Here is a 24,601-nt window from a genome sequence, read left to right on the forward strand (position 1 = left end):
GCTACGACAAGTTTTCGAGCCGGACGCAGAGTGCGGTCACCCACTCGGAAAGTGATGTGCGAAGTCCGCGACGCCGCGGGGGCCCCTCACCCCTGAGATCTGGACGTGTGCCTACTGCTGTCCACGTCCCCCTGGCTACCGCGCGTCCAGCACCGTGCCGGTGAGTACCGGGCCCTCCACCGGCTCGAAGTCTTCGTCCCAGGTGGAGAGTTGGATTCGCAGTGACTCCGCCGGCTCGGTCAACGTGTCCGTGGTGGTGGGTACGGTCACCTCGGTGGTCAGCTCTCCTTCGGGGATGGAGGTCGGCAGGTAGAGCGGTGCCACTTCGGACAGCGGTCGGGACGGGGTCGGTGACTCGCCGGTGTTCATCTCGAACCAGTCCGGGTCGAGGTCCGTGCTGGAGAGTTCCGGGCCGGTGGTGACCGGAAGGAAGGCGGAGTCGAGCCACATCTCCGTGTCGGCGACCGCGGACTGTGTGATCCGCCAGGTCAGGCTCTGTCCTTCGGTGACGCGGTCCGCGACCGGTGTCGCCGTGAACGTGGGCATCGGGTCGTCGTTCTCGACGTTCACGCCGCCGAGGTGGGCGCCGACCACGGCGCCGCGGACCGCCTTCACGAACACGTTCTGCGAAGCGCCGTAGCTGAAGCGGGTGTTGCCGTGCACGTCGAGGGGCACCTCGATGGCGGCGCTGCCCGGACGGACCGTCACCACTCGGGATGTGACCTCGTCCGACACGGGGTTCGTGACGAAGAGCCGGACCTGGCCGCTGCCGCCCTGGCCGGAGACCCGCACCGGCACCCGGTAGGTCCGGACTCCGGAGTCGCCTTCCTCGACCGACAAGCGGCCGACATCGACGCGGGGCAGCGTGGCGGGCCGGACCGCCGCCATACCGGGGCGCCAGCCCGAGGCGTCCATCAGCCAGGCCTTTCCGGACCTGCTGCGGGGGGTCAGTTCGAGTGCCTTCACCCGCTTCAGGTCGAGTCCGGCCCGGGTCGCGGCCGTCAGCGGTACGCGTACCTCCCGCGCCCAGTGCGAGGCGGTCCGCTCGGTGCCGGGCAGTCCGTCGACACGGACCCGGCCGAGGGCCGCCCGTCGGCCCGCGGTGTCCGTGACGGAGACGTCCAGCCTGGTGCCGGTGGTGTTCGGCGGCACGATGACCCGCAGGGCCAGATCCTTGGCGCCGGCCAGGGAGACCGGCCGCGCGGGGCGTACCCGTACGGCGGAACCCGGTGCCGACCAGTCCAGTGCCACGGCGTGGCGGCCCGGTTCGGGTGAGGTCTCCCATGTGGCGAAGTGCGGTGAGTGGTCAGGGGATTCGGGGTTCAGGCAGGCGGTGGCCGGGTCGGGGTCGACCTGTGCGCACAGCCGGCCGCCGTCGCCGGCCACCGTGAGCGCGGCGTCCGGCAGGAACGCGGCCGTGCGCCTGGCTCCGACCGCGTGGGTGAGTACGCGTGCCGGGTCCGCCGACGCCGCCCGCACGTTCGAGCCGTCGAGCAGCGGGCGTACCCGGTCGTCGCCCGCCACGAACACCCGGGCCGCGGCGGCTATGTACGTGGCACCGGCGGTCTGCTGCTGAGCGGCGGTCAACCGGCTCGCCGTGCCCGGCGAGCAGACCGGGTCCGGCGCCTCGGCGTCGTGCCAGAAGTCGTCGTTGGCCGGTGCCTCGGCCTGTCCCGGCGTCCATTCGGTGTTGAAGAAGTTGTGGTTGGCGCCGACCATGTACACCGCGCTGTGCAGGGCTGCGCCGCGGCTGACGCCGCGCGTGCCGTCCACGTAGATCTCACCCTGCAGATCGGCCACATCGCCGTCGCAGCCGGGCAGAATCGTCATTGACGGCACGTCGGGAGCCGGGTTCTGGCCGAAGACGGTGGGGCCGATGAGGACGGTTCCGCGGATCTTCCAGCGCACCGGTCCCCGGTAACCGTCCTGGTCCGCGGGCGGCTTGGAGAGGCTGTCCAGCGCGGCCCGGTTCACGCCCTCGCCGCCCCGCGAGTGCCCGACCAGGAGCACGCGGGACAGGTCGGCCCGCGCGGTGGTCCGTACGATCGCCGGGGCCGTGGCCCGTCCGGTGGCCGACCAGTCCGCCCAGCGGGCGAGGTGCTGCCGGACCAGGGACGAGCGGGCCTGCGCGCCGCCGTCCTCCGCCAGGTAGTCCTGCCCGTTGATGCCGTTGGCGGCTATGGACAGCGTCACGTATCCCTGGGACGCCAGGAGTTTCTGGTCCTGCAGGTAACCGCGCTCGCTCGGTATCGGCTTCGAGCCGGTGGGGCACGGCCATTCGCCGAGTACGTCACCCTCGTCGCCGTCGCTCCCGGCGGTGAAGCAGGTGGAGTGGCGGCCGTGCAGGAACAGGGCCAGCGGGCGGCGGCCCGGGGCGCCGGTCGGCGCCACCACGGTCGCGCGCATCTCCACCGGGGCGGGGAGGTCGGGCAGTTGGACCGGCTTCAGCTCGTACTCGCCCGTGGTCGTCCGGTACGGGCCGGGGCGGCCGGGGTCCACGGGGTTGGCCGGCAGTGGGGCCGACGGCTCCGTCGCCGTTGTGGAGCGGCGCCGTTGCGGGGCGGTCGCGGTCGGGGTCTCGGGTGCGTCGAGGCGGCGCCCGCCTGCTCGTACCTGTAGGTCCGTCAGCCGGCCGAGTCGTACGCCGGCGAGGTCGAGGCTGAACGTACGCCCGTCCTCGGCGGCCAGCGGCCGGCCGAGCAGCCGGTCTCCGGAGTAGAACCCGACGGCTGCGTCGCCCATGGGCACCGGTGCGGTCGAGCGCCAAGTCAGTTGTTGGCCCGGGCCGTTGCCGGTGATCTGCCAGTCCGCCGGGAGTCTGCGGTCGGCGTCGGTCGATGGCTTGGGCGGTACGGGGTCGGCGGCCGGTTGGGCGTGCGCCCAGCCCGGCGAGCTCACCATCACCCCGAACAACGCCGCAGCGGCGACCAATGTGCGCCGGACACGGATCAACGTGCGCCTCCTGGTTGGTTCTTGTGCCCGGGCGTCTCGGTTGTGTCTGAGAAGGAGAAGGTGGTGAGAACCAAGGCCAAAGGGTTGCTCAGTGTTGATGATCAGGGTAGCTACCGCCGGTTCTGCCGTTCCCTCGGGCCTCACCAACTGATCTGCTTGCCACGGGCGTTGACCCGCCTCAGGTGCACCAGCACAATGAGGGCGCACTGTTGAGAGCGCTCTCAGGCTTCCGAGGGAGATTCATGACCGGCAGGCAGGACCCGGCGCTCAGTCGCCGTACGCTCATCGGCGCGGGCCTCGGTGTCGGGGCCGCGGTGTTTGCCGCGGCCGGTGTCGGTGCCGGTTCGGCCCACGCGGTCGGGGGGTCGGCCGCCGGTGCCGGTTCGGGGCGGGGGCATGCCTTTCTCGCCGCCGCCATGGATGCCTATCCGGATCACGGTGGTGTTCGGCTGGCCCAGAGCTACAGCGACCAGGCGGGCTTGTTCAGCACCGCCTTTACCTACGACAACGCTCTCGCGGTTCTGGCCCACCTCGCGGCCGGGACCGCGGACGGGCGGGGCAGAGCCGTGGTTCTTGGAGACGCGCTGCTCTACGCCCAGGCCCATGACCCCGCGTACGACGACGGCAGGCTCCGTCAGGCCTACAACGTCGGGCCGTACGTCTTCTTCGACGGGGTGCCGCAGCCGGACGGCTTCGTACGGGCGGACGGCACCGCCAACGTCGGCACGCAGTTCGGGTTCACGGGTACGGCGGTCGGTGACATGGCCTGGGCGGGGATCGCGCTCAGCGCACTCGCCCGGCGGACCGGGGCCCGCCGCTTCCTCGCCGGTGCCGTGCGGATCGGGGAGTGGATCGAGCGGAACGCGCGTACGGACGAGCCCCTCGGCGGTTACAAGTTCGGGGTCGACGGGGCGGGGGCGAAGCTGCCGTTCAGTTCGACCGAGCACAACACTGATCTGGTGTGTCTGTTCGGGCGGCTCGGGCGGCTCACCGGGGAGCGGGTGTGGGGGGAAAGGCGTGCGCGTGCCGAAGCCTTCGTCAAGAAGATGTGGGAGCCGGGCGAAGGTTTCTTCTACACCGGTACCAATGACGGTGTGACGGTCAATAGGGCTCCGATTCCCGAGGACGCGCAGACCTGGACTCATCTCGCGCTCGACTCGCGTTCGTACTCCCGGTCGTTGGACTGGGCGGCTGCCGAACTGGCCGTTCTCGACCGGTCCGACCGGCCGAACAGCACGGTGCCCGCGGGGCAGTCGTACGAAGGGGTCACCTTCAGTTCCGCCAGTCTGCTGGCGGACGAGGAGGCTCCGATCGCCGAGTTCCAGCCCAGGCCCGACCGGAACGGGGTGTGGTTCGAGGGGACGGCGCATCTCGCGCTTGCCTTGCGGGACCGGGGCGGGCGTGGCGACGAGGTGCGTGCCCGTCGGCTGATCGCCTCCGTCGAGCGGGCTCAGGAGCTGCTCGGTGGGGCGCAGACCGTTGGCGGCAAGGCGCTTCCCGAGCGCTCGGGGGTCGTCTCGGCTAGTAGTCCGCTCGATACCGGATTCGGGTTTGGTTACTACCCGTACCGGCATGTGGGGGCGACTGCCTGGTACTTGCTGGCGGTTACGCGCACCAACCCGTTGCGGGGCTGACGGGCTTACGGGTCCTGCGCGGTGCGGTTCGTTGTGGGGTCGGGGCCGTGCCGGTACGTCGAGTCCGCCGCCTTCCGGGTGTACGGCTGTCTGTTTTGACGGGTGGCGTCACTGGGAGGAGCCCTACGCGGCGGACTGCGACGTACCGGCACGGCCCGCTCCCGTTTGTACAGCGGCTGCGGGTGCGTTCGGCCCGGGGGTGCCGGGCGGGGGCCCGATCCGGTGCGGTACAGCGCCCCGAAGGGGCGCGGGGAACTGCGCGACCAGCCACGGGCGGCCCGCGGAATCAATACCGCACCCCGCCCGCGGAGCGCTCAGTGGCCGAGTGTTGCCAGGGCCGGGGCGAAGGCGATCAGGAGGGGGAGGAGGGGGGCCAGGGCGGCGACCGTGGTGGTGCTGCGGCGGCGGGCTCGGGTCAGGCGGGGTGGGGGGTCCAGGAGGCGTTCCACGCGTTGGTGGAGCAGGGGGCGGGGGGTGGCGCAGGAGAGGACGCCGCGGTGCTGGTTGAGCTCGATGAGGGCGAGTGCGGTGGTGAGGTGGCCGCAGCGGCGGGAGGCCGTGTCGTCGGCGGAGAGTTCTACCAGGCGGTGGGTCTGGTCGCGGAAGTGGGTGAAGACCGGGATCCCGGGGAAACCGTCGGCCAGGGCCTGGGAGAGGTGCAGCAGCCAGTCGTGGTGAGCGCGGGCGTGGCCCAGTTCGTGGGCCTGGATGGCGTCGAGCTGGGTGTTGGTGAGACGGTGCAGGGCGCCCGTGGTGACGACGAGCTGGGGTGGGTTGCCCGGCATCCACCAGGCGTCCGGGTACTCGTCCTCCAGTACGAGGAGGGGGCCGCGGGAGGCCGGGAGGCCGGCGGGCAGCTCGGGGGCGCGTTCGCGCAGGTGCTCGCGGCGCAGCCGGCGGCGCCTGCGGGCCTCGACCACCTCGCGGGCCAGCATGGCCGTCGTCCAGGCGGCCCCGCCGGCCAGCAGCAGGGTCAGCGCGGTGGTCCAGGGCGGGGCGGCGGCGAGGTCGTACGCCTCGGTGACGGCGGGCGGCGCGGGCGCGAAGACATGGACGCGGACCGTGTGGAAGACGGCCGAGGCGCTCAGTACGAGTGCCGTCAGGCAGCAGAGGAGGACGGTGGCGACCAGGCACTGCCATACCCAGAGGGCGAGTACGGGTTCCCGCTCCGGCCAGGCGGAGCGGGTCAGGGTGCGGGGGGCCGCGACGGCCGCAGTCAGGGCCACGGCCGCCATCAGCAGCAGGGGCAGGGATACGGATACGGTCATGTCGCTGGGTCCCTCTCGTCCGTCTGCCGTCGGCCGGCTTTTCCCTGACCGTTGTCTGTTGGCCTTCGGCGCCGTGGCGGGCGCGGGGAGGCGGGTGGTGAACACGCTACCGGCAGTCAGGGGGCGGCGGCGACGGTCGGTGTGCCGAGCGGACGGGCGGGCACTTTGATACGCCGGCTGTCGGCGCGCGTATATATACGGGCGCCGGCGCGGTGGACCCCGCCCTCTTAAGAAGCTGCGTACTTAAGGGGTCCTTACCGTGAACGGCTAGCATCGCTCTCTGTTGTCGATGAGGTGGGGTGGGCGTCGTGTCGGAGGGACCGCGGATCGCGGTGGCCGTGGTGACGATGGGGACGCGGCCCCAGGAGGTCGACGAGCTGCTCGCTTCGGTGGCCAAGCAGGACGTCGCGCCCGCACGGATCGTGATCGTCGGGAATGGCTGCCCGCTGCCCGAGTTCGCCGACCGGCTGGGCCTTCCCGGCGAGGTCACCCCCATCGAGGTCGACGAGAATCTCGGCTGCCCGGGCGGGCGGAACGTGGCGCTGGGGCGGCTGCGGGAGTTCGGGGACGTCGATGTCGTCGTCGAGCTGGACGACGACGGGCTGCTCGTGGACGCTGATGTGCTGCGGCGGGTACGGGACCTGTACGCCGCCGAGCCGCGCCTGGGCATCGTCGGATTCCGGATCGCCGACGAGTACGGCGAGACCCAGCGGCGGCACGTGCCCCGGCTCGGTGCCAAGGACCCGATGCGGGGCGGGGAAGTGACCGGTTTCCTCGGCGGCGGCCACGCCCTCTCCATGGAGATGCTCGCGCAGACCGGGGACTGGCCCGCCGAGTTCTTCTTCGCGCACGAGGAGACCGATCTGGCCTGGCGGGCCGCCGACGCCGGGTGGACCATCCGGTACGAGCCTGAGCTGCTGCTCCAGCACCCGAAGACCTCGCCCGCCCGGCACGCCATCTACCACCGTGTCACCGCCCGCAACCGCGTCTGGCTGGTCCGGCGCCGGCTGCCGCTGCCGCTCATCCCCGTCCACCTGGCGGTCTGGATCGCGCTGACTCTCGTACGGACGCGGTCCGTCGGCGGGCTGCGGGCGTGGTTCGGCGGCTTCGTGGAGGGGCTGCGGGTGTCGGCCGGGGAGCGTCGGCCGATGCGCTGGGGGACCGTGTGGCGGCTTACGCGACTTGGGCGGCCCCCGGTCGTCTGACCGGCAGAGGGGGTATGGGGGCTGGGGGAGGTTGGGGGGCTGGAGCCCAATTGCTTGGCCGGTCGGCCGGTCGGCTGTCCGTCCGGGTGGGCTTCGGCTGTCGGTTGTGTGATGTCGGCCGACGGTTGGGTTTTGCTTGCGGGAATCCGCGGGACCGGATGTGGGGGGAGCCCGGGGAGTGTGTGCGGGTATGGAGAAGGCGCCCTGCGGGGCGCCTTGTTCTTCGTGTGCGTCCGTCTTGTGCGCGGACCGCTCTCGTCTGATCTCGGACCCGGTCGCGACGGTGACACTCCCCCGAGCCGCGGCGACATACGACGCCAACCGCGTACCGGAGCGACCGGGTCCGATGTGATGATCAGATCAGGCCACACCAACCGATCGCTAACATGTGACGAACGGTGTGGCGGGGCACAGAGTTTCGCCCGAGCGGTGTCGGAGCGACGGATTCAAGCCGTCGGCGGTCACCGGTGGGAAAAGGCGGACGGGTGGGCGGCGGGATGCGGTCGGAGCGGGCGGCCGGGCTGCGTTTCGGGCTGCTCGGGCCGACGGTCGTGTACGACGCCGACGGTACGGCCCGGCCGGTCGGCGGGGCCAAGGGCCGGGTGCTGCTCACCGCTTTGCTTCTGGAACCGGGGCGGGTCGTCGCCGTCGAGGTGCTCAAGGACGCGCTGTGGGGTGAGACGCCGCCCGCATCCGCGCACGCGTCCCTGCAGAACCATGTGACCCGTCTGAGACGGCTCCTGGACGATCCGGAGCGGCTGCGGTCGGTGCCGCCCGGGTACCGACTGAGGGTCGCGGACGGCGAGTTGGACGTGCGGGTCTTCGAGGCCCGGGTCGCGGCTGCCCGCGCGGCGCACGCCCGGCGGGACTGGGCGCGGGCCGCGGCCGAGGCCCTTGCGGCGCTCGGGCTGTGGCGCGGTACCCCCTTGAGCGACCTGCCCCCGGAGGTCGGCGGGCTCTCCCTCGTCCAACGGCTTGAGGAGGCGCGGCTGTTCGCCCTGGAGTGCCGGTACGACGCGGAGCTGGAACGGGAGTTGGAACTGGGGCTGGAGGCGGGCCGTGGGGTGGCCGACGGGGGTGATGAAGCCGGTGGGGGTGGCGGGGGCGTGGGGCTTGCCGGGCTTGCGCCCGAACTGGCCGCGCTGGTCGCGGAGTTCCCCCTTCGTGAGGCCTTCCACCGTCAGTTGATGCTGGTCCTGTACCGGACGGGCCGCCAGGCCGAGGCGCTGGCCGTCCATCGCGATCTGAGACGCACCCTCGTCCGCGAACTCGGGGTGGAGCCTGGGCTCGCGGTCCGGGAGGCTCACCAGGAGATCCTGCGGGAGCCGGAGCGCCGGGCGGGGGTGGAGGGGGTGAAGGGGGTGAAGGGGGAGGCCCGAACATCCCCGGCGGGAGTCCCCGGAACCTCCGCCGCGCCGGAGGGCCGGGAGGCTCCCGCCGTCCCAGGGGTTCCGGAGAATTCCGTCGGCCTGGAGGCTTCGGAGGCTCCCGTCGTCCCGGAGGCCCATGTCCCCGTCCCCGTGCCCCGTCCCGCCCAACTTCCGCCCGCTCCCGTCTACTTCACCGGCCGCACCGACACCATCCGGGATCTGCGTGCCGCCCTCGTGCCGGCCGGGGACGGGCGGCCCCGGGCGGCGGTGGTCAGTGGCATGGCGGGGGTCGGGAAGAGTGCGCTGGGGCTCCAGGTGGCGCACGTGCTGCGGGAGGAGTTCCCGGACGGGCAGTTGTACGTACGGCTGCACGGCGCCACACCGGGCGTGCCGCCGCTCACGTCCGGGCAGGCCCTCGCCGCGCTGCTCCGTGACCTGGGTGTCGAACCGCGCGGCGTGCCCGAACACCCGGACGCGGCAAGTGCGTTGCTCCGTTCGCTGCTCGCGCCCACCCGCACACTGCTGGTCCTGGACGACGCCGCGAACGCCGCGCAGGTTCGCCCCCTGCTGCCCGCGGGACCCGGCTGTGCGGTGATCGTCACCAGCCGCTCGCCCCTCACCGCGCTGGACGGCGTGTCGCGCTTTCCGCTTGGGCCGCTCTCCGGCGAGGAGAGCGCCGCACTGCTGCGCGCCGTCTCCGGCCGGGACGGCCTCGACGGTACGCACCCGCTGGTCGGCCTCACCGGACGGCTGCCCCTCGCCCTGCGTATCGTCGCCGCTCGGCTCGCCGCCCGCCGGGTCCTCACCCCGGACGCGCTCGCCGGTCAACTGGCCGCCTCCGACGAGCGGTTGCACCACCTTGAGTACGACGACCTCAGCGTGCGCCGCTCGCTCGCGGTCGCCCTCGACGCGCTGCGCGCCTCGGACCGCGAGACCGACCGCGACGCCGCGTTCGCCCTGCGCCGGATCGGCGCGCTCGACCTGCCGACGTACGGTGTCCCGCTCCTCGCCCGGCTGCTGGGCACCGGCGAACGACGTGCCGAGGCCGCCCTCGACCGCCTCGTCGACGTCGCCCTCCTCGACGAGACGACGTACGGCCGCTACACCCCGCACGACCTCGTACGCGACTTCGCCCGCGAGGTGGCCCGGGCGGCAGGAGAGGGAGGAGGGGCAGGGAGAGGAGAAGAGGGGGAGGCGGACGCGGAGGGGCTCGGCCGCCGTTCTATGGGCCTGGGCGCGGGGCCCGTGGACCTGAGTGCCGGGTCCACAGACCCGGCTTCGACGCCTGCAGCGCCCGGCTCCAGCCCGGCCGCGCCCGGATTCCAGCCAGCCGCCGCGCCCGGTTCGGATCAGGCTCACGTTGGACAGGACCCGACCGACATCACCCTCCGCTGGTACATCGCCGCCGCCCGTCAGTGTGTGCTGGCGCTGACCCCGTCCGGTGTCGACCGGGACAACCGGCTGGGGGCGACTCCGGCCGAGCGGGAGCGTACGGCCGTCGGGGGCGAGGAGGCCGAACCGTTCGCGTCGGCCGCCGAGGCCGTTGCCTGGGGGGACCGTGAGGTGGCGAACGTGGTCGCGCTCGTCGAGGGCCGTGCCGCCGGGTCCCCGCTCGTCCCCGTCCTCGTACGGTCCCTCTTCCCGTATCTGCAACGCCGAGGCCGGCTCCCCGAGTTGGAGACGCTCGGGCGGCGGGCGCTGGACGTGGCGCGGCGGCTCGGGGACGACGCGGCCGAGGCGATCGCGCTCTCCGACCTGGCGGGTCTGCACTTTATGCAAGGCCAGGCGGGCGAGGCGCTCGCCCTGACCGACCAGGCCCTCGCGCGCTGGCGCGTCCTCGGTGTCGCGTCGCGCATCCAGCGCTGCCTGAACAACCGCGGTCTGCTGCTCGAAAGCCTGGGCCGGTACGCCGAGTGCGAGGTCGCGCTGCGCGAATCCCTGGAGCTGGCCCGGGAGTTGGGCGACATGGCGGGCGAGGCCATCGCCTACAGCAACCTCGGGAACCTGTACGAGCACACCGATCCGCGCGCCGCCATCGCGTGGCACGAGCGGAGCATCGCGCTCGGGGAGCTCATGGGCGACTCCCGGGTCCGCGAGTCCGGGCACTGCAACATCGGGTACGCCCACCTCACGCTCGGCGAACCGGCCGGTGCGCTGGAGCACTTCGACCGTGCCGTGAGCGTCTCGGACGGTGTCGACTGGCAGAGCGGCTCCCAGACCCGGCTCGGCCTGGTCCAGGCGCTGCGCGGCCTCGACCGCACGGAGCGGGCCGCCCGTGAGTGCGCCGAGCTGCTGGAGCGCGCCGAACAGCGGGCCGACCGCTACACCACCGGTCTGGCCCGGCACCAGCGGGGACTGCTCCACCGGTCGGCGGGCCGCAGCCGGGAGGCGTACGAGGAGTGGGCCCTGGCCCTCGACGCCCTGGACGGCACCGACAGCCCGGTGACCGGGGAGCTGCGGCGGCTGCTGGGTGACATCGACTGACCTCCCGCGCGCCCGCCAGCCCGCCTGCCGTCAACCGGCCTTCTGGGCAGGCACGTTCACTTGGCGTCCGCGTAACACTCCACCACCGCCGTCGTGAAGGGAAACCGCACCGGCGTCTCCCCGAACGTCAGCCGCCCCGCCAGTTCCGCCGCCTCCCGGATCGCCTCCACCACGGCGTCGGCCTCGTCCGCCGGGCAGTGCACCATCACCTCGTCGTGTTGGAAGAAGACCAGCTCGGCCGCCATGTCGCGGCAGGCCCGGCGGAGGGCGGCGAGGACCAGCAGGGTCCAGTCGGCGGCACTGCCCTGGACGACGAAGTTGCGCGCGAAGCGGCCCCTGGCGCGGGAGTTGGTGGAGGCGTACCCCGGCACCCACTCGTCGCCGTCGGAGCCGAAGGAGTGGGCAGAACCGAGAGAGCCGCTGGAGGTTCCGTCGGCTCCTGCGCCCGCCGGCTCGTCCTGCGGGAGTCCCACCTCGTCCGACGTGGAGCCGGAGCCGGCTGCCGGTGGGCAGGTCCGCCCGAGCCAGGTCCGTACGAGCCGCCCCTCCTCGCCCTCCCGGGCCGCGTCGTCCACGTACGCGACCGCCTTGGGGAAGCGGCGGCGCAGCAGCGCGAGGTTCTTGAGGCCGTCGCCGGACGTCTGGCCGTAGACCGCGCCGAGCACGGCGAGTTTCGCCTGTGCGCGGTCGCCGGAGAAGGCGCGGTCGGAGACGGACTGGTAGAGGTCGGTCTCCCGGCCCGCGACCTCCATCAGGCCGGGGTCGCGGGAGATCGCGGCCAGCACACGCGGTTCCATCTGGTCGGCGTCCGCGACCACGAGCCGCCAGCCGGGGTCGGCGACCGCGGCCCGGCGTATGACCTTGGGGATCTGCAGCGCGCCGCCGCCGTTGGTCACCCAGCGCCCGGTGACCGTGCCGCCCGGCAGGTACTCCGGTCTGAACCGGCCGTCCCGCACCCAGTCCTGGAGCCATGACCAGCCGTGGGCGACCCAGATCCGGTACAGCCTCTTGTACTCGATCAGCGGCTTGACGGCGGGATGGTCGACCGTCTCGATCTCCCAGCGGCGGGTGGACTTCACCTTGATGCCGGCCTGCGCGAAGGCCTTGACGACGTCCGCGGGCAGATCGGGCCGCACCCGGCGGCCGAACGCGGCCGACACCTCGTCCGTCAGCTCGGCCAGGCGCCGGGGCTCGCCCCCGCCCGTGTACCGCTCGCCGAGCAGTTCGTGCAGTACCTCGCGGTGGACGTCCGCGCTCCACGGCAGCCCGAACGCGTTCATCTCCGTCGCCACCAGCATGCCCGCCGACTCGGCCGCGGTCAGCAGCCGCATCCGCTCGGGGTGCGCGGTCGTGTCATGTCTTCGCTGCTGGTCCGCGTACACCTCCATGAGCTGGTCCAGTGGTACGTGGACGGGGCGCGGCTCGAAGAGGGAGGACTGCGAGCCGGGCTCGGCGGAGCGCTGCCGGGGGTCCGGCGGTACGGGGCCGCCGCGCAGCCTGGCCAGGGCGGCGGCCGCGGACCGGGGTTCGCCGAGCCGTCCTTCGTGGCCGAGGAGGAGGGTCTCGGCGGCCTCCATGTCGTAACACCGCTCCACGCGGACCCCCGCGGCGCGCAGCCGGGGGTAGACCTCGGCCGTCGAACGCCACACCCAGCGGGTGACGTCCGGCCGGGACCGTACCGACTCGGCGAGGTCCGGCTCCCGGAGGAGTGGTCCGGCGGGCAGCCCGTCGGACCCGAGGGGGGCGAGCTCCGCGCCGCCGTCCTCGGTTGGTGCGAGAGCCCACCGGCCGGTCATGACCGTAAGTTTCGCAGGAGGGTCTGACAATGGCCCTGACCTGCAAGTTCAGGGCCGCGCCCGGCAACTTCACGGTCGCGCCCGGCAAGGTCACGGCCGTGACCGGCAAGTTAACGGCCGTGTTCAGGGCCGTGTTCAGGGCCCTGTTCAGCGCCGGGCACAGGTCGTGGTCGCGGGCGGTCAGTCCTCCTGGCGGGACTCGCGGATCTTCTCCAGCGCCTTCTCGATGTTCGCTTCGGCCGCCGCCTTGTCGATGCCGAGCCCGCCGAGCAGGCCCGTGCCGGCCTCGTGCTCCAGCAGCGCGAGCAGGACGTGCTCCGTGCCGATGTAGTTGTGGCCGAGGCGCAGGGCCTCGCGGAAGGTCAGTTCGAGGACCTTCTTGGCGCTGCCGTCGAAGGGGATGAGCGCGGGGATGCTCTCGGCGCGCGGCGGGAGGGCGGCGGTCGCGGCCTCGCGCACGGCGTCCAGGGTGACGCCCTGTGCGGTGATCGCCTTCGCCCCGAGGCCGTCCGGGTCGGCGATCAGGCCGATGACCAGGTGCTCGGTGTGGATCTGGTCGTTGCCCGCGGTCCTGGCCTCCTCCTGGGAGGCGACCACCACGTTCCTGGCCCGTGGCGTGTAGCGGCTGAAACCCTGGCTGGGGTCGAGGTCCGACTCGGCCTTCGGCACGAACCGCTTCTGGGCCGCCTGCCGGGTGACCCCCATGCTCCTGCCGATGTCCGTCCAGGAGGCGCCCGAACGCCTGGCCTGGTCCACGAAGTGGCCGATCAGGTGGTCGGCCACGTCGCCGAGGTGGTCCGCGGCGAGCACCGCGTCCTGGAGTTGTTCGAGCTCGTCGGTGTGGACTTTCTTGATGGCCTCGATCAGGTCGTCGAGGCGTACCTGGGTGGTGGCACGTGGGTTCGTGGTCATGTGTCAACCTTAGGTTGACAGTGATGGGGTGTCAACCGCGAGTTGACACCCGACCGTCGCATCACCGGACACCCGACCGTCGCGTCACGGGACACCCTCCGTCGCGTCACCGGACACTCCGCCAAGCTCCCGCCCCGGAAGCCCCAACCCCCACCATCACGCAGACCCCGGCACACCAACCGACCACATCCCACGGCACGGCGACCCCCACCGGCGCCGACAGCCGCCCGAGCGCCACGCACAACCCGGCGAGGTTCACCGCGGTGACCGCGCCGCCGAGCAGCACCCCCGCGCAGACGCCGACCACCGACTCGCCCGCGACCACCCGCAGCACCTGCCCCCGGGTGGCCCCGGCCAGCCGCAGTGACCGCAGTTCCGTCCGCCGGGCCGACGTGGCCATCAGCAGGGTCCCGGCCAGCGAGATCGCGGCGTAGACCAGGGCGATCCCGAGCACGACGAGCAGCCCGAGCCGGGTCTGCGCGCCGGTCCGCGGCCGTGCCGAGGAGAGCCACTCCTCCGCGGACCGCACGGTGCCGCCGGAACTCCGCAGTGCCGCCTCGGTCCTCGCCCGGTCCGCCCGACTCGCCCCCGGCGGGACCCGTACCTCCAGCCGGTCGACCACCGCGCCGCGGGCGTTCGGCGTCGTCACGTACGCCCCGTTGTCCCCCGTCCCCCGCGCCAGCACCGCCGCGATCCGCAACCGGGCCGGCCGCCCGTCCCCGAGCCGGACGGAGACGAACGAACCCACCTCGTGCCGCTCCCACTCCTCGTTCACGACGATCGACCGGTCGTCGAGATCGCGGATGTCCCCTGCCATGACGGGTAGTTGGGACAGGGACGCGAAGGCCGCGACATTCGTCACCGCCCGCGCGTCGGACCGTATGAGCGCGGTTCCCTCCTCCCGTACGAAGACCGCGGTCGAGGCGGACCCGGCGACGACGGCCCCGGCCGCACGTGCCGCGAGCGTCGCCTCGGCAGTCCTCAACTCGCCGCCCGTGACCACGAGATCGGCCGTGGTCCGCGCCCGCAGCTCCGCCGCCTTCGCCCGCGACACCGTCCCGGCGGACCCCAGCAGCGACCCCGCCAGCGCGACCGTCAGCAGCACGGGTGCCGCCACGGCCGCCGTGCGCCGCACCGAGGCGCCCGCGTTCTCGCGGATCAGCATCCCGGTGACGCCGGGCAGTCGCAGGAGCCGTACGACCGGACGGACGAGGAGCGGCGCGAGTGCCGCGACGGCAGTGACGAGGAGCATCGGCTGGGTCGTGTACGTCTTCCGCTTCAGCAGCGCGGACGGGTCCGACCACAACGTCCAGACCAGCAGGCCGAGTCCGCAGGCCAGCAGCCCCGCCCCGACGATCCGCCGCGACCACGGCATCACACCCGTGTCCACGGACGCCTCACGCAACGCCTCGGCCGGCCCGATCCGCCCGGCCCGCCGCGAGGCCGCCCACGCACCCGACAGCGCGACCAACAGGCCGGTCCAGAAAGCGACTTGGTACGGCCACGACCATGGCGGCGACGAGCCGTCGACATCGGCGACCGTGAACCACGGCGGAGCCACCCCGCCCTCCACCAGCGCCCGCGCGAGCCGGGGCGCCGCCCAGGAACCCAGCGCACACCCCGCCGCCGACGCGGCCGCCCCGACCGCCACCGCCTCCCCGAGCAGCAGCCTCCGTACCTGACCGGGCGTCGCCCCGGCCATCCGCAGCAGCCCGAACTCCCGGCGCCGCAGCGCCACGACGAAGGCGAAGGTCGACGCCGTCACGAAGACCGACACGAAGGCCGCGACCCCGGCGGCGGTGCCGAGCAGCGAGTTCACCGCGACCAGCGCCTCGGCGTCCCGCTCGGTGGCGGGGTCGGCGAGACGGCGCGCGTCGCCGGTCAGGACGCGGGGGCGGGGGAGGGCGCGGTCGTCGGCGGCCTCGGGTACGGCCTCGCGTACGACCTTCCGTACGGCCGCTTCGGGGGCGTCGACGCCGACCGCGTCCCGGCGCACGCCATCCAGTCGTACGGGGCCCAACTCCCGCAACCGAGCCAGCAGTTCATCGTCCACAGGGTGTGGATGAGCCAGCGGTCGGGACACCACGGTGGTCCCCGGGCCCCGTCGCACCTCCACCGTGAGCGTGTCCTGCCCCATCACCACGACGGGCGAGGACGCGAACCGTTCCGGCGCGCGCGAGGGTGCGTCCAGGGAGGCGGCGAGCCCGACACCCATCGCCGTCATCACGCCCACCCCCAGCGCGACGGCGACGAAGGAACCGGCGAAGGACGCCCACCGGGTGCGCAAGGAGGAGAGGCTCACCGGCCATAGGCCCACCGGCCGCAGGCTCAGCACGGGGCGCCCTCCAGTTCCGTCAGGTGGGCGGCGACGCGTTCGGCGGACGGGGCGGTCAGCTCGCCGCCCACCCGGCCGTCGACCAGGAACACCACCCGGTCCGCGTACGAGGCGGCCACCGGGTCGTGCGTGACCATGACCGTGGTCTGGCCTTCCCCGTCCACCAACTCCCGCAGCAGGGACAGGACTTGGCGGCTGGTCGTGGTGTCGAGCGCGCCCGTCGGCTCGTCGGCGAAGAGCACGGCGGGGCTCGTGATCAGCGCCCGGGCCAACGCCACGCGCTGCTGCTGGCCGCCCGACAGCTGAGACGGGCGGTGCCGGGCGCGCTCGGCGAGACCGACCCGCTCCAGCGCCTCCCGCGCCGCCGCACGCGACGGCCGGCGGCCCGCCAGGCGCAGTGGCAGCGCCACGTTCTGCGCGGCCGTCAGCGACGGCAGCAGATTGAACGACTGGAAGACGAAACCGATCCGCTCCCGCCGCAGCAGCGTCAGCCGCCGCTCGCTCAGCCCGCCAAGGCCGACCCCGTCGACGGTCACCGTCCCGGAGCCGGGCCGTTCCAGCCCAGCCGCGCACTGCAGCAGGGTCGACTTCCCCGACCCCGACGGCCCCATCACGGCGGTGAAGGTCCCGGCGCCGAAGTCGAGGTCGACCCCGTCCAGGGCGACGACGGCACCGTACCGGCGGCGCAGTGACCGGATGCGTACGGCCGGGGCGGAAGGTGCGGCTGCGGTGGTACGTACGGCTGTGGTGGTCATGCCCTCCAGCGAACCGTCCGCGGGCCGCCCGGACACGACCACCAGGGGGTGTCCTGGGGGTAGGGCAGGCCATACCCCGGCCTCCGGCCCGTGACACGATCGAGGAATGAGTAGGAGTACGTCCGGCACCGTGGAGCGCGCCTTCGAGGCGGCCCTCTACGCCGACACCGAAGCGGCCCTCGACACGGGAGCCTCGCTGCTCGCCGCCGACCCGGCGTCCGACGCCGAACTCGCCCGGCGTGGCGAGGAGTTCGTCGCCGCGGCCTGGCGTCGCGGCTGGCAGCCGGCCGATGTCGTACGGATCGTGCGGCGCGAGCTGGACGACGTACACGTACGCCTGGTGTCGGCGCTGGTCCTCGCGCAGGCGAAGCGGCGGAAGCCGGGCGAGAACCCGGGCCCGCGCTGGACGGCACAGCTGGCAGAGCTCGAAGAGCCGGCGGCCGGGGGAGAAGGGGGAGAGAGGGGAGCGGCAGCGGCACCCCGCACCGACCGGTTCTCGTACGCTACCGCCGCCCTTGAGCTGTACCGGCTGCTGCTCCGCCTGCCCGCCATCGAGCCGCTGGACGCACCCGGCGCACCCGGCGCGGTCAAGGGGGCCGCGGTGCCGAAGGACTCCCGGATGCTCGGCCGTATCCGCGCGCTGCTCGCCAAGGCCGAGGCGACCGGGTTTCCGGAGGAGGCGGAGGCGCTGAGTGCCAAGGCGCAGGAGCTGATGGCGCGGCACAGCATCGACGAGGCGCTGCTCGCGGCCCGTACGCACGCGAAGGACGCGCCCGGCGCCTGCCGCATCGGTGTCGACGCGCCGTACGAGACGGCCAAGGCGGTGCTGCTCCACGCGGTGGCGGGCGCGAACCGTTGCCAGGCGGTGTGGAACGAGGCCCTCGGTTTCTCGACCGTCGTCGGCTTCGAACCCGACCTGGAGGCGGTCGAGCTCCTCTACACCTCTCTCCTCGTGCAGGCCACGGCCGCGATGACGAAGGCGGAGGCGGCTCAGCGGGCGGGCGGCCGGAAGCGCACGAAGGCCTTCCGGCAGTCCTTCCTGGCCGCGTACGCGCATCGCATCGGCGACCGGCTCGCGGCCGTGGCCGAGGAGCAGGTGACGGCCACGGGAGGGGAGTTGCTGCCCGTGCTCGTGGCCCGCGACGTGGCGGTCGCGGACCACGCGGAGCGCATGTTCCCGGAAACCGTCACGACCCGGGTGCGCGGGGTGAACGACGCGGCCGGCTGGGAGGAAGGCGCCGCGGCGGCGGACCGGGCGCAGGTGAGGGCCCGGCCGCCGCTGCGATGACGCCCTGCCGCGGCGCCTCGGCAGAGCCGGTGGCTCAGTCGCCCGTGCGCTGGAACGGGGTCACCGAGGCGTCCGGCTCGGTCTTGCTCCGCAGGGCGACCTCGCCGTACTTCCAGGCGAAGGAGAGCTCGTCGGCCGTGTCGTCGGCCGCGCCGGGCAGGCTGAACTTCACGGTCTTCACCGCCGCGCTCTTCTCCGTGTCGCCCGCGGCTCCTCGTACGTAGGTGATCGTGAAGGTCACCGCCTCGTCCGGCTTGACGGTCAGCTTCTCCGGCTGCGCGGCCTCCTCGGCGGGGACCGTCCGGGACACGCTGCCGGCCCGCAGGTCGACGCCGGGGAAGCCCTCCAGGGTGCAGTCGGCGCCGGAGCTGTTGGTGAGGGTGACGGAGACAGTGCCGCTGTCGCCCGCGGCCGGGGCCTCACTGGCGGCGACGTCCGTGCCGACCTGGTCGGCCTTGCAGGCGGTGGAGGCACTGGTCTTCTTGCCGCCGGTGTCCTTGTCACCACTGTCGCTGCCGCCGTCGCTGTCACTGCAGGCGGTCAGGGTGAGGGCCGCCGCGAGGACGGCGACGGCGATCGGTAGGGCGCGCATGGGGTTTCCTCTGTCTGGCGTCTGGCGTCTGGCGTCTGGCGTCTGGTGTCTGGCGTTGTGGAGTCTGGGGTGGGGTGTCGCGGCGGTGCTCGTGGTGGCGGTGCTCGTGTAGATCATCATGCGGTTCCCCGAGCGGCCGCGTTCCGGCGGCCTCCCTTACGCTGGCGCCATGAGCTGGCTCCGGGCGCTGAAGCAGACCTCGCGCTCGGGTCTGACGGTCGAGCGCAAGCGGCTCGAACCGCTGATCGCGCTGCGGGGCGCGGCGGGCCTCGCGATCGTGATCGCGCTGAGCCTGTGGCTCTTCGGTCCTGTCGCCGCGGCGAGTTCCGCGTTCGGCGCGTTCCAGGCGGCGATCGCCACGTTCCAGCGCAGCTGGCGCCCCCGCCCCGAACTGGCCTTCGCCTCCGGTACGAGCCTCGCCGTGTCCACCTTCCTCGGCTACCTCACCGTCTCCCACGAGCCGCTCTTCCTCGCGCTCCTCGTGGTGTGGACGTTCGGCGCCGGGATGAGCTGGGCCGCTGGCCCGACCATCGGCCTGGTCGCCTCCTCGAACGTGGCGATCATGCTGGTGACGGTCACCCTGCCGACCTCCGTCGCCCAGGCCGCCGGGCACGCCTCGATGATGGTCGTCGGCGGACTCGTGCAGGCCGCGCTGATCGTGCTGTTCCCCGTACGACGCTGGGGTGCCCAGCGTGACGCGCTCGCCGACGCCCTGGCCGCCGAGGCCGACTACGCGCGCCGGCTGCGCCACGACCCGGTCGCGCCCTTCGACCCGGAGCCCCTGATGGAGGCCCGCGCCGCGGCCGCCGTCACCCCGCGCCAGGCCCGCCGCCGCCCCGCCGAACTGCACGGCGCCCGCGGCCTCGCCGAACGCATCCGCCCGGTCCTCGCCTCCCTCGCCGACCCGGCGGCGGGAGCCTCCACCGAGGGCCGCGAACGCGACCGGGTCCGCGAACTCCTCGACTCCGCCGCCGCCATCCTCGACGCCACGGCCCACGCGATCCGCCACGGCGAGCCCGTCGACCTCCCGCCCGGCCCGATCACCGCCTTCCGCACCCCCGACACGGGCGCCGTCCTCACGGGCCCGCGGTACCGGGCGGCAACCCGCCTGGGCACACTCCTCCAGGACGTGGTGGAAACGGCGGGGGGTACGGGGGCCCCGACCTCAACCCAAAGGACGCCTGACCACAACCTGCAGAAGACGCACCGACCTCAGCCACCCCAGGGGCGCGAGGAACTGCGCGACCAGCCCCCCACAACCCGCACCCGCCCAACAACCCCATCCCGCCACCCCCTAAGGCGCCCCACCCTCCCCGGCCTGATCCCCGTAGCCCTGAGCGCCATGCGCAAGGACCTGCGCAGGGGCTCCCAGGTCACGCGCCACGCCACCCGCGTGGCCGCAGTCGCCGCCACCGGCTACATCCTCGGCACCTGGCTCCCGCTGGGCCACGGCTACTGGGCCCCGCTGACCTCCGTCATGGTCATGCGCCCGGACTTCTCACAGACGTACAGCCGCGCGGTCGCCCGCCTCGGCGGAACCGTCGTCGGCGTGACCGCGGCCACCGCCGTGGTGCGGCTGGCCGACCCGGGTACGTACCTCTCCGCCGCCCTCGCCGTGACGAGCGCCGGGCTGCTGTACCTGCTGCTGCGTACGGGCCAGTTCGCGGCCCAGGCCTGCATCGCCGCGTACGTCGTCCTGCTGCTGGGCATGGGCGGCGAGCAGTGGACGCAGACCGTGCCCGAGCGGGTCCTGCTCACACTGCTCGGCGGACTGCTGGCGATGCTCGCGTACGCCCTCTACCCGGCCTGGGACACCCCGCGACTGCGGACCCGCCTCGCCGACTGGCTGACCGCCCAGGGCCGGTACGCCGCCGAGGTCGTCGCCACCTACGCCGACCCCGTCGGCAGGAACGCCCCGGACGTCCGCGAGGCCCTGCTCGCCGCCCGCACCGCCCGCGCGGCCTGGCACACCGCCGTGGCCCGCGCCACCGCCGAACCGGTCCGCCACCGCGGCCTGTCCCGCACCGCCGCCGACGACGCCGAGGACGCGCTCGCCCGACTGGGCCGCGCCGCCATGCTCCTGGAGGCACACCTCCCGGAACGCGGGGCGGCTCCGGTCCCCGCGGCCGCCCGTTTCGCCGAGGCCCTGCGCGCGTCCACCGAACAGGGCGCCAGGGCGATCCGCGACCGGCGCGTCCCCACCTGGGACGCGGTCCGCGCCGCCCTGGACGCCTGGGACTCGGAGGCCGAGTCCGCTCCCGGCCACCCCGCCGAGGCCGCTCCCGATCCGGCGGACAAGGCCGTACGCACCGGAGCGCGCCGCATGCTGGAGCCGCTCACCGAACTCTCCGAGGCCCTCGACACCGCCGTACCGCCCATGACGGTCGACGGCACCGCCCGGGCGAAGGCGAAGGGGACGGCCCCCGGAAAGCCGGACGGGCCGCGGAACCCGAGGGATTCCACGGCCCGTTGAGGAGCGGGGTCGTGCGTTGTGGGGGTCGTAGGCGGTGGGGCCGTGCGCGGTGGGGCCGTATGTGGTGGGGCCGTGCGCGGTGACGTCAGGAGCCCAGGCCCGCCGTGGGCAGCCCGGTCGGCATCTTCCCGCCCTCCGACCTCGTGTAGGTCTCCTCGGCGAAGCCCTCCCACTTGACCTTGAGGGTCGTGGAGTCGACGGACTCGACCATGCCCTCGGCCCGGTCCTTGTTCCCGTCCCTGCACTTCAGCGTGATCATCTGCATGCCCGACCGCTCGTCGGCGGTGCCGTCGCACACCGACCCGCTCGTCGAGAACAGCCCGGCCTCCGTCCCGGTGATCACCAGCGCCACGGCCTTGCCGTCGTTCGTGGCGAACCAGCTGCCCTCCAGCCCGTCGGCCTCGGACGTCTTCCCGCCGGAACCGCCGCCGGTGTCCGCGGACCCGGTCGGCGACGCGCTCGTCTCCGGGGACGAGTCGTTGTCGCCGTTCCCGCCGTCGTCACCACTGCAGCCGGTCGCCAGGACGAGCGCGGCCGCCAGCCCCGCCGCCGCGGTCGCGATCCGCGTCTGCCTGCGCGAGAAGGTTGCCGAAGTCACTGAAGCCCCCAAGGGTCTGGCCGGACGAATCGCCGGTATCGCCGGTGCCGCCGGTGTCATCGCTGTCACCGGGACGACCGCAGCAAGCTATCAGGCGGCCTATGTGGCCCCTGCAGCCTTTCGGCCGTCTCCCGGACAGCGTCTCAGGCAGCCTGCCGGAAAGCACCGCCGAGCCACCGACGGCACCGGCGCAACCGACCCCGCAGCCCTACCAGGCCTACGAGCCCTACCAGGACGACTTACGGACTCCCGGCAGGAACCCCTTGTGCGCCTGGTCGCGCAGGTTCACCCGGGAGAGCCCGAAGGTCCGCAGGTACCCGCGAGGCCGGCCGTCCACACTGTCCCGGTTGCGTACGCGGGTGGCGCTCGCGTCGCGCGGCTGCCGCTCCAACTCCCGCCGGGCAGCGGCCCGTTCGGCTTCCGGCGTGGACGGCCTGCGGATGATCTCCTTCAGCTCGGCCCGCCGCTCGGCGTACCGCGCGACGATCACCTGACGCTTGTCGTTCTTCGCGATCTTGCTCTTCTTCGCCATCAGACCTTCACCCCGCGGGCGCGGATCCGGGCCACCGCCGCCTCGACACCGATCGTGTCGACGGTCTTGATGCCCTTCGTGCTGAGCTTCAGCCGTACGTACCGGCCCTCGCTCGGCACCCAGTAGCGCTTGCTCTGGATGTTGGGGTCGAAACGGCGCGACGTGCGCCGGTGCGAGTGGGAGATGTTGTTGCCGAAGCCCGGCTGGGCCCCGGTCAGCATGCAGTGCGCGGACATCTGAGTGACGTACCTCTCTGTCTTTTTGTTATTGGTAATGGGACTCGTTTTCATATACTAACCTCATGGCACGCAACGAACTCCGACCGGTCATCAAGCTCCGGTCCACGGCCGGGACCGGCTTCACGTACGTCACCCGCAAGAACCGTCGTAACGACCCCGACCGGATGGTCCTGCGCAAGTTCGACCCGGTCGTCCGCCGTCACGTCGACTTCCGAGAGGAGCGCTGACCGAGATGCGCAAGGGAATCCACCCCGCATACGGGCCTGTCGTCTTCCGGGACCGGGCCGCGAACCACGCCTTCCTGACCAACTCGACGATGTCGAGCGAGAAGACGATCGAGTGGGAGGACGGCAACACCTACCCGGTCGTCGACATCGAGATCTCGAACGTGAGCCACCCCTTCTACACGGGCACGGCCCGCGTGATGGACACGGCAGGACGCGTCGAGCGCTTCGAGAAGCGGTACGGCAAGCGGGACGGTAAGAGGGAGTCCGACGGCAAGGGCGAGGCCGGCTGATGCTGTCCGTCGCCATCGTCGGCGGGCTGCACACCGATGCCCGCCGGGCCGCCGTCGACCGGCTGCTCGCCGACGTACCCGGAGCCGTCGCGCTCCATCACGACCTCGCGACGGCCGTCAAGGGCACGGTCGTCCGCACGATCCGCGACCGCACCGGCATCGTCTCCGCCGGTGAGGCGGAGCTCGTCAACGACTGTGCGTGCTGCGCCCTGCGCGAGGACCTCGTGCCGGAGCTGGAGCGGCTCGCGGAGGACGGGACGACGAAGCTCGCGGTCGTCGAGCTCTGGGACTCCGTCGAGCCCAAGGCCATGGCCGAGGTGGTCACGGGTGCCGGGCTCCGGCTCACCGGCGTGATCACCGCGGTCGACCCCGCGCTGGTACTGCCGTACCTCGGCAACGGCGACGACCTCGCCGACGCGGGGCTCGCCGCGGCCGCCAGTGACCAGCGCACGATCGCCGACACGTTCGCGCGTCAGCTGGAGTACGCGCCCGTGCTCGCCCTCGTCGACTCCGAGGAGGCCGACGACGAGGACCGGGCGCTGCTCGCCCAGTTGCATCCGACCGCCCGCCAAGTTCCGATCGGCCACGGTGGCCTGGCGGGCGGCGTGGCCGGCTCGGGGGGCGGCGGCTCGTGGTTCGAAGGGTCAGGGTCCGCCGTGAGGCCGGGGGCTGTTGAGCCGGGAATCGTCGGGTCGGGGGCTGTTGGATCAGAACCCGTTGGATCAGAACCCGTTGGGTCAGGAGCTGCGGGACCGAGGTCTGGTGGTTCGGCGCTTGCCGACGCCGCCCTCGCCGGGTTCGACGTGGACGCGGCGGCCGCGGCCCAGCATCCCGCCTGTGCGCTGCTGCCGACCGAGGCGGACGAGTGCGGGGTCTCCACGCTCGTGTGGCACCGCTGCAGGCCGTTCCACCCGGAGCGGCTGTACGCGGCGCTGGAGGACATCACCTGCGCGGCGGCGCGCAGTCGCGGGCGCTTCTGGCTCGCGGACCATCCGGACACGCTGCTGCACTGGGATGCCGCCGGGGGTGCGCTGTGTGTGGAGAGCGCGGGGCCGTGGCTTGCCTCGCTGCCTGATGCGGCGTGGGAGATGGTGCCGCCGGTGCGTCGGGCTGCCGCCGCGCTCGACTGGGATCCGGAGCACGGTGACTGCTGTCAGCACCTCGTCTTCACCTCGCCGGGGCTGGACCGGGACGGGCTCGAACTGCTCCTGGAGTCCTGCCTGTTGACCGATTCGGAGTACGCGGCCGGTCGGGCCGCCTGGAAGCAGCTTCCGCCCGCCTTCGACACCCTTCTGGAGGTCTGACCCATGGCTCCTCGTAAGCCCGGTCGCGACAAGCCCGTCAAGTCCCGTCCCAATCCGCTGGACGCGGCCAAGATCACGTACATCGACTACAAGGACACGGACCTGCTGCGGAAGTTCATCTCCGACCGGGGGAAGATCCGTAGTCGGCGGGTTACGCGGATTTCTGCTCAGCAGCAGCGGCAGATGGCTCGTGCGATCAAGAATGCGCGGGAGATGGCGTTGCTGCCGTACGCGTCGCGATAGCGCGGTTGTTTGTCTGCGGGTGGGTGGGGGCTGGTCGCGCAGTTCCTCGCGCCCCTGGGGTGGTGGGTGGTGGGGTCGGTGCCGCGACGGGATATCCGATCGCC

General features: G+C 72.8%; 19 protein-coding genes. 9 read left to right on the forward strand and 10 right to left on the reverse strand.

Translation table 11 applies throughout. The annotated features are described in order from the left end of the window. Positions 1-135: 135 nt before the first annotated feature. Complete coding sequence (locus AB0I18_RS45750) at positions 136-2,952, reverse strand: hypothetical protein (RefSeq protein WP_363111740.1); 2,817 nt, start codon at positions 2,950-2,952, stop codon at positions 136-138. 242 nt (positions 2,953-3,194) lie between these two features. On the opposite strand from AB0I18_RS45750, the gene AB0I18_RS45755 reads away from it, so the two are divergent. Next, entirely contained in the window at positions 3,195-4,586 is a 1,392-nt protein-coding gene (locus AB0I18_RS45755; RefSeq protein WP_363111741.1) for a Tat pathway signal sequence domain protein, read from the forward strand. Positions 4,587-4,900: 314 nt separating this feature from the next. Here AB0I18_RS45755 and AB0I18_RS45760 read toward each other — a convergent pair whose 3' ends face one another. Further along, entirely contained in the window at positions 4,901-5,854 is a 954-nt protein-coding gene (locus AB0I18_RS45760) for a M56 family metallopeptidase (RefSeq protein ID WP_363111742.1), read from the reverse strand. A 299-nt stretch (positions 5,855-6,153) separates the two neighbouring features. Here AB0I18_RS45760 and AB0I18_RS45765 point away from each other — a divergent pair, with 299 nt between their 5' ends. Then, positions 6,154-7,059, forward strand: coding sequence for a glycosyltransferase (locus tag AB0I18_RS45765; protein ID WP_363111743.1), 906 nt, complete (start codon positions 6,154-6,156; stop codon positions 7,057-7,059). Between the two features lie 497 nt (positions 7,060-7,556). Continuing rightward, positions 7,557-10,913: a BTAD domain-containing putative transcriptional regulator gene (locus tag AB0I18_RS45770; RefSeq protein WP_363111744.1), complete on the forward strand. Its 3,357-nt coding sequence runs from the start codon at positions 7,557-7,559 to the stop codon at positions 10,911-10,913. A gap of 56 nt (positions 10,914-10,969) precedes the next feature. Here AB0I18_RS45770 and AB0I18_RS45775 read toward each other — a convergent pair whose 3' ends face one another. From AB0I18_RS45775 to AB0I18_RS45790, 4 genes are all read right to left on the reverse strand, one after another. Continuing rightward, on the reverse strand, positions 10,970-12,709 hold the full coding sequence (locus tag AB0I18_RS45775) for a bifunctional 3'-5' exonuclease/DNA polymerase (protein ID WP_363111745.1): 1,740 nt from the start codon (positions 12,707-12,709) through the stop codon (positions 10,970-10,972). A 180-nt stretch (positions 12,710-12,889) separates the two neighbouring features. Further along, positions 12,890-13,621, reverse strand: coding sequence for a Clp protease N-terminal domain-containing protein (locus AB0I18_RS45780; RefSeq protein ID WP_363111746.1), 732 nt, complete (start codon positions 13,619-13,621; stop codon positions 12,890-12,892). 106 nt (positions 13,622-13,727) lie between these two features. Continuing rightward, positions 13,728-15,956 (reverse strand): FtsX-like permease family protein, encoded by a 2,229-nt coding sequence (locus AB0I18_RS45785; protein ID WP_363111747.1) that lies wholly within the window; start codon positions 15,954-15,956, stop codon positions 13,728-13,730. Further along, positions 15,950-16,711, reverse strand: coding sequence for an ABC transporter ATP-binding protein (locus tag AB0I18_RS45790; protein ID WP_363111748.1), 762 nt, complete (start codon positions 16,709-16,711; stop codon positions 15,950-15,952). The genes AB0I18_RS45785 and AB0I18_RS45790 overlap by 7 nt, the downstream gene beginning before the upstream one ends. Positions 16,712-16,817: 106 nt before the next feature. Between AB0I18_RS45790 and AB0I18_RS45795 the strand changes: the two genes are divergently transcribed. Further along, on the forward strand, positions 16,818-17,999 hold the full coding sequence (locus AB0I18_RS45795) for a DUF2786 domain-containing protein (protein WP_363111749.1): 1,182 nt from the start codon (positions 16,818-16,820) through the stop codon (positions 17,997-17,999). A 34-nt stretch (positions 18,000-18,033) separates the two neighbouring features. Here the strand turns inward: AB0I18_RS45795 and AB0I18_RS45800 are convergent, their stop codons facing one another. Continuing rightward, positions 18,034-18,591 carry a DUF4232 domain-containing protein gene (locus AB0I18_RS45800; protein WP_363111750.1) on the reverse strand — a complete coding sequence of 186 codons (558 nt, stop codon included), beginning with the start codon at positions 18,589-18,591 and terminating at the stop codon, positions 18,034-18,036. A gap of 169 nt (positions 18,592-18,760) precedes the next feature. On the opposite strand from AB0I18_RS45800, the gene AB0I18_RS45805 reads away from it, so the two are divergent. Next, positions 18,761-21,064, forward strand: coding sequence for an FUSC family protein (locus tag AB0I18_RS45805; RefSeq protein ID WP_363111751.1), 2,304 nt, complete (start codon positions 18,761-18,763; stop codon positions 21,062-21,064). Positions 21,065-21,149: 85 nt separating this feature from the next. On the opposite strand, the gene AB0I18_RS45810 is transcribed toward AB0I18_RS45805, so the two are convergent. From AB0I18_RS45810 to rpmB, 3 genes are all read right to left on the reverse strand, one after another. Continuing rightward, on the reverse strand, positions 21,150-21,662 hold the full coding sequence (locus AB0I18_RS45810) for a hypothetical protein (protein WP_363111752.1): 513 nt from the start codon (positions 21,660-21,662) through the stop codon (positions 21,150-21,152). A gap of 226 nt (positions 21,663-21,888) precedes the next feature. Next, positions 21,889-22,194: a 30S ribosomal protein S14 gene (gene rpsN / locus AB0I18_RS45815; protein WP_363111753.1), complete on the reverse strand. Its 306-nt coding sequence runs from the start codon at positions 22,192-22,194 to the stop codon at positions 21,889-21,891. Continuing rightward, positions 22,194-22,430, reverse strand: a complete 237-nt coding sequence (gene rpmB, locus AB0I18_RS45820; protein ID WP_151477718.1) for a 50S ribosomal protein L28 — start codon at positions 22,428-22,430, stop codon at positions 22,194-22,196. The genes rpsN and rpmB overlap by 1 nt, the downstream gene beginning before the upstream one ends. A 65-nt stretch (positions 22,431-22,495) precedes the next feature. On the opposite strand from rpmB, the gene rpmG reads away from it, so the two are divergent. The 4 genes from rpmG to rpsR are packed head-to-tail and all read left to right on the forward strand — an operon-like array spanning position 22,496 to position 24,497. After that, entirely contained in the window at positions 22,496-22,660 is a 165-nt protein-coding gene (gene rpmG, locus AB0I18_RS45825; protein WP_030599717.1) for a 50S ribosomal protein L33, read from the forward strand. Positions 22,661-22,665: 5 nt separating this feature from the next. Further along, positions 22,666-22,950 carry a type B 50S ribosomal protein L31 gene (locus AB0I18_RS45830; protein ID WP_363111754.1) on the forward strand — a complete coding sequence of 95 codons (285 nt, stop codon included), beginning with the start codon at positions 22,666-22,668 and terminating at the stop codon, positions 22,948-22,950. Beyond that, a complete protein-coding gene (locus AB0I18_RS45835) occupies positions 22,950-24,254 on the forward strand; it encodes a GTP-binding protein (protein WP_363111755.1) in 1,305 nt (434 codons plus the stop codon). The genes AB0I18_RS45830 and AB0I18_RS45835 overlap by 1 nt, the downstream gene beginning before the upstream one ends. A gap of 3 nt (positions 24,255-24,257) precedes the next feature. Next, the gene (gene rpsR / locus AB0I18_RS45840; protein WP_363111756.1) at positions 24,258-24,497 is read left to right on the forward strand and encodes a 30S ribosomal protein S18; all 240 of its coding nucleotides are present in this window, start codon (positions 24,258-24,260) and stop codon (positions 24,495-24,497) included. The last annotated feature ends 104 nt before the right edge of the window (positions 24,498-24,601 follow it).

The sequence above is a fragment of the Streptomyces sp. NPDC050704 genome, from assembly GCF_040654355.1.
Lineage (GTDB): Bacteria > Actinomycetota > Actinomycetes > Streptomycetales > Streptomycetaceae > Streptomyces.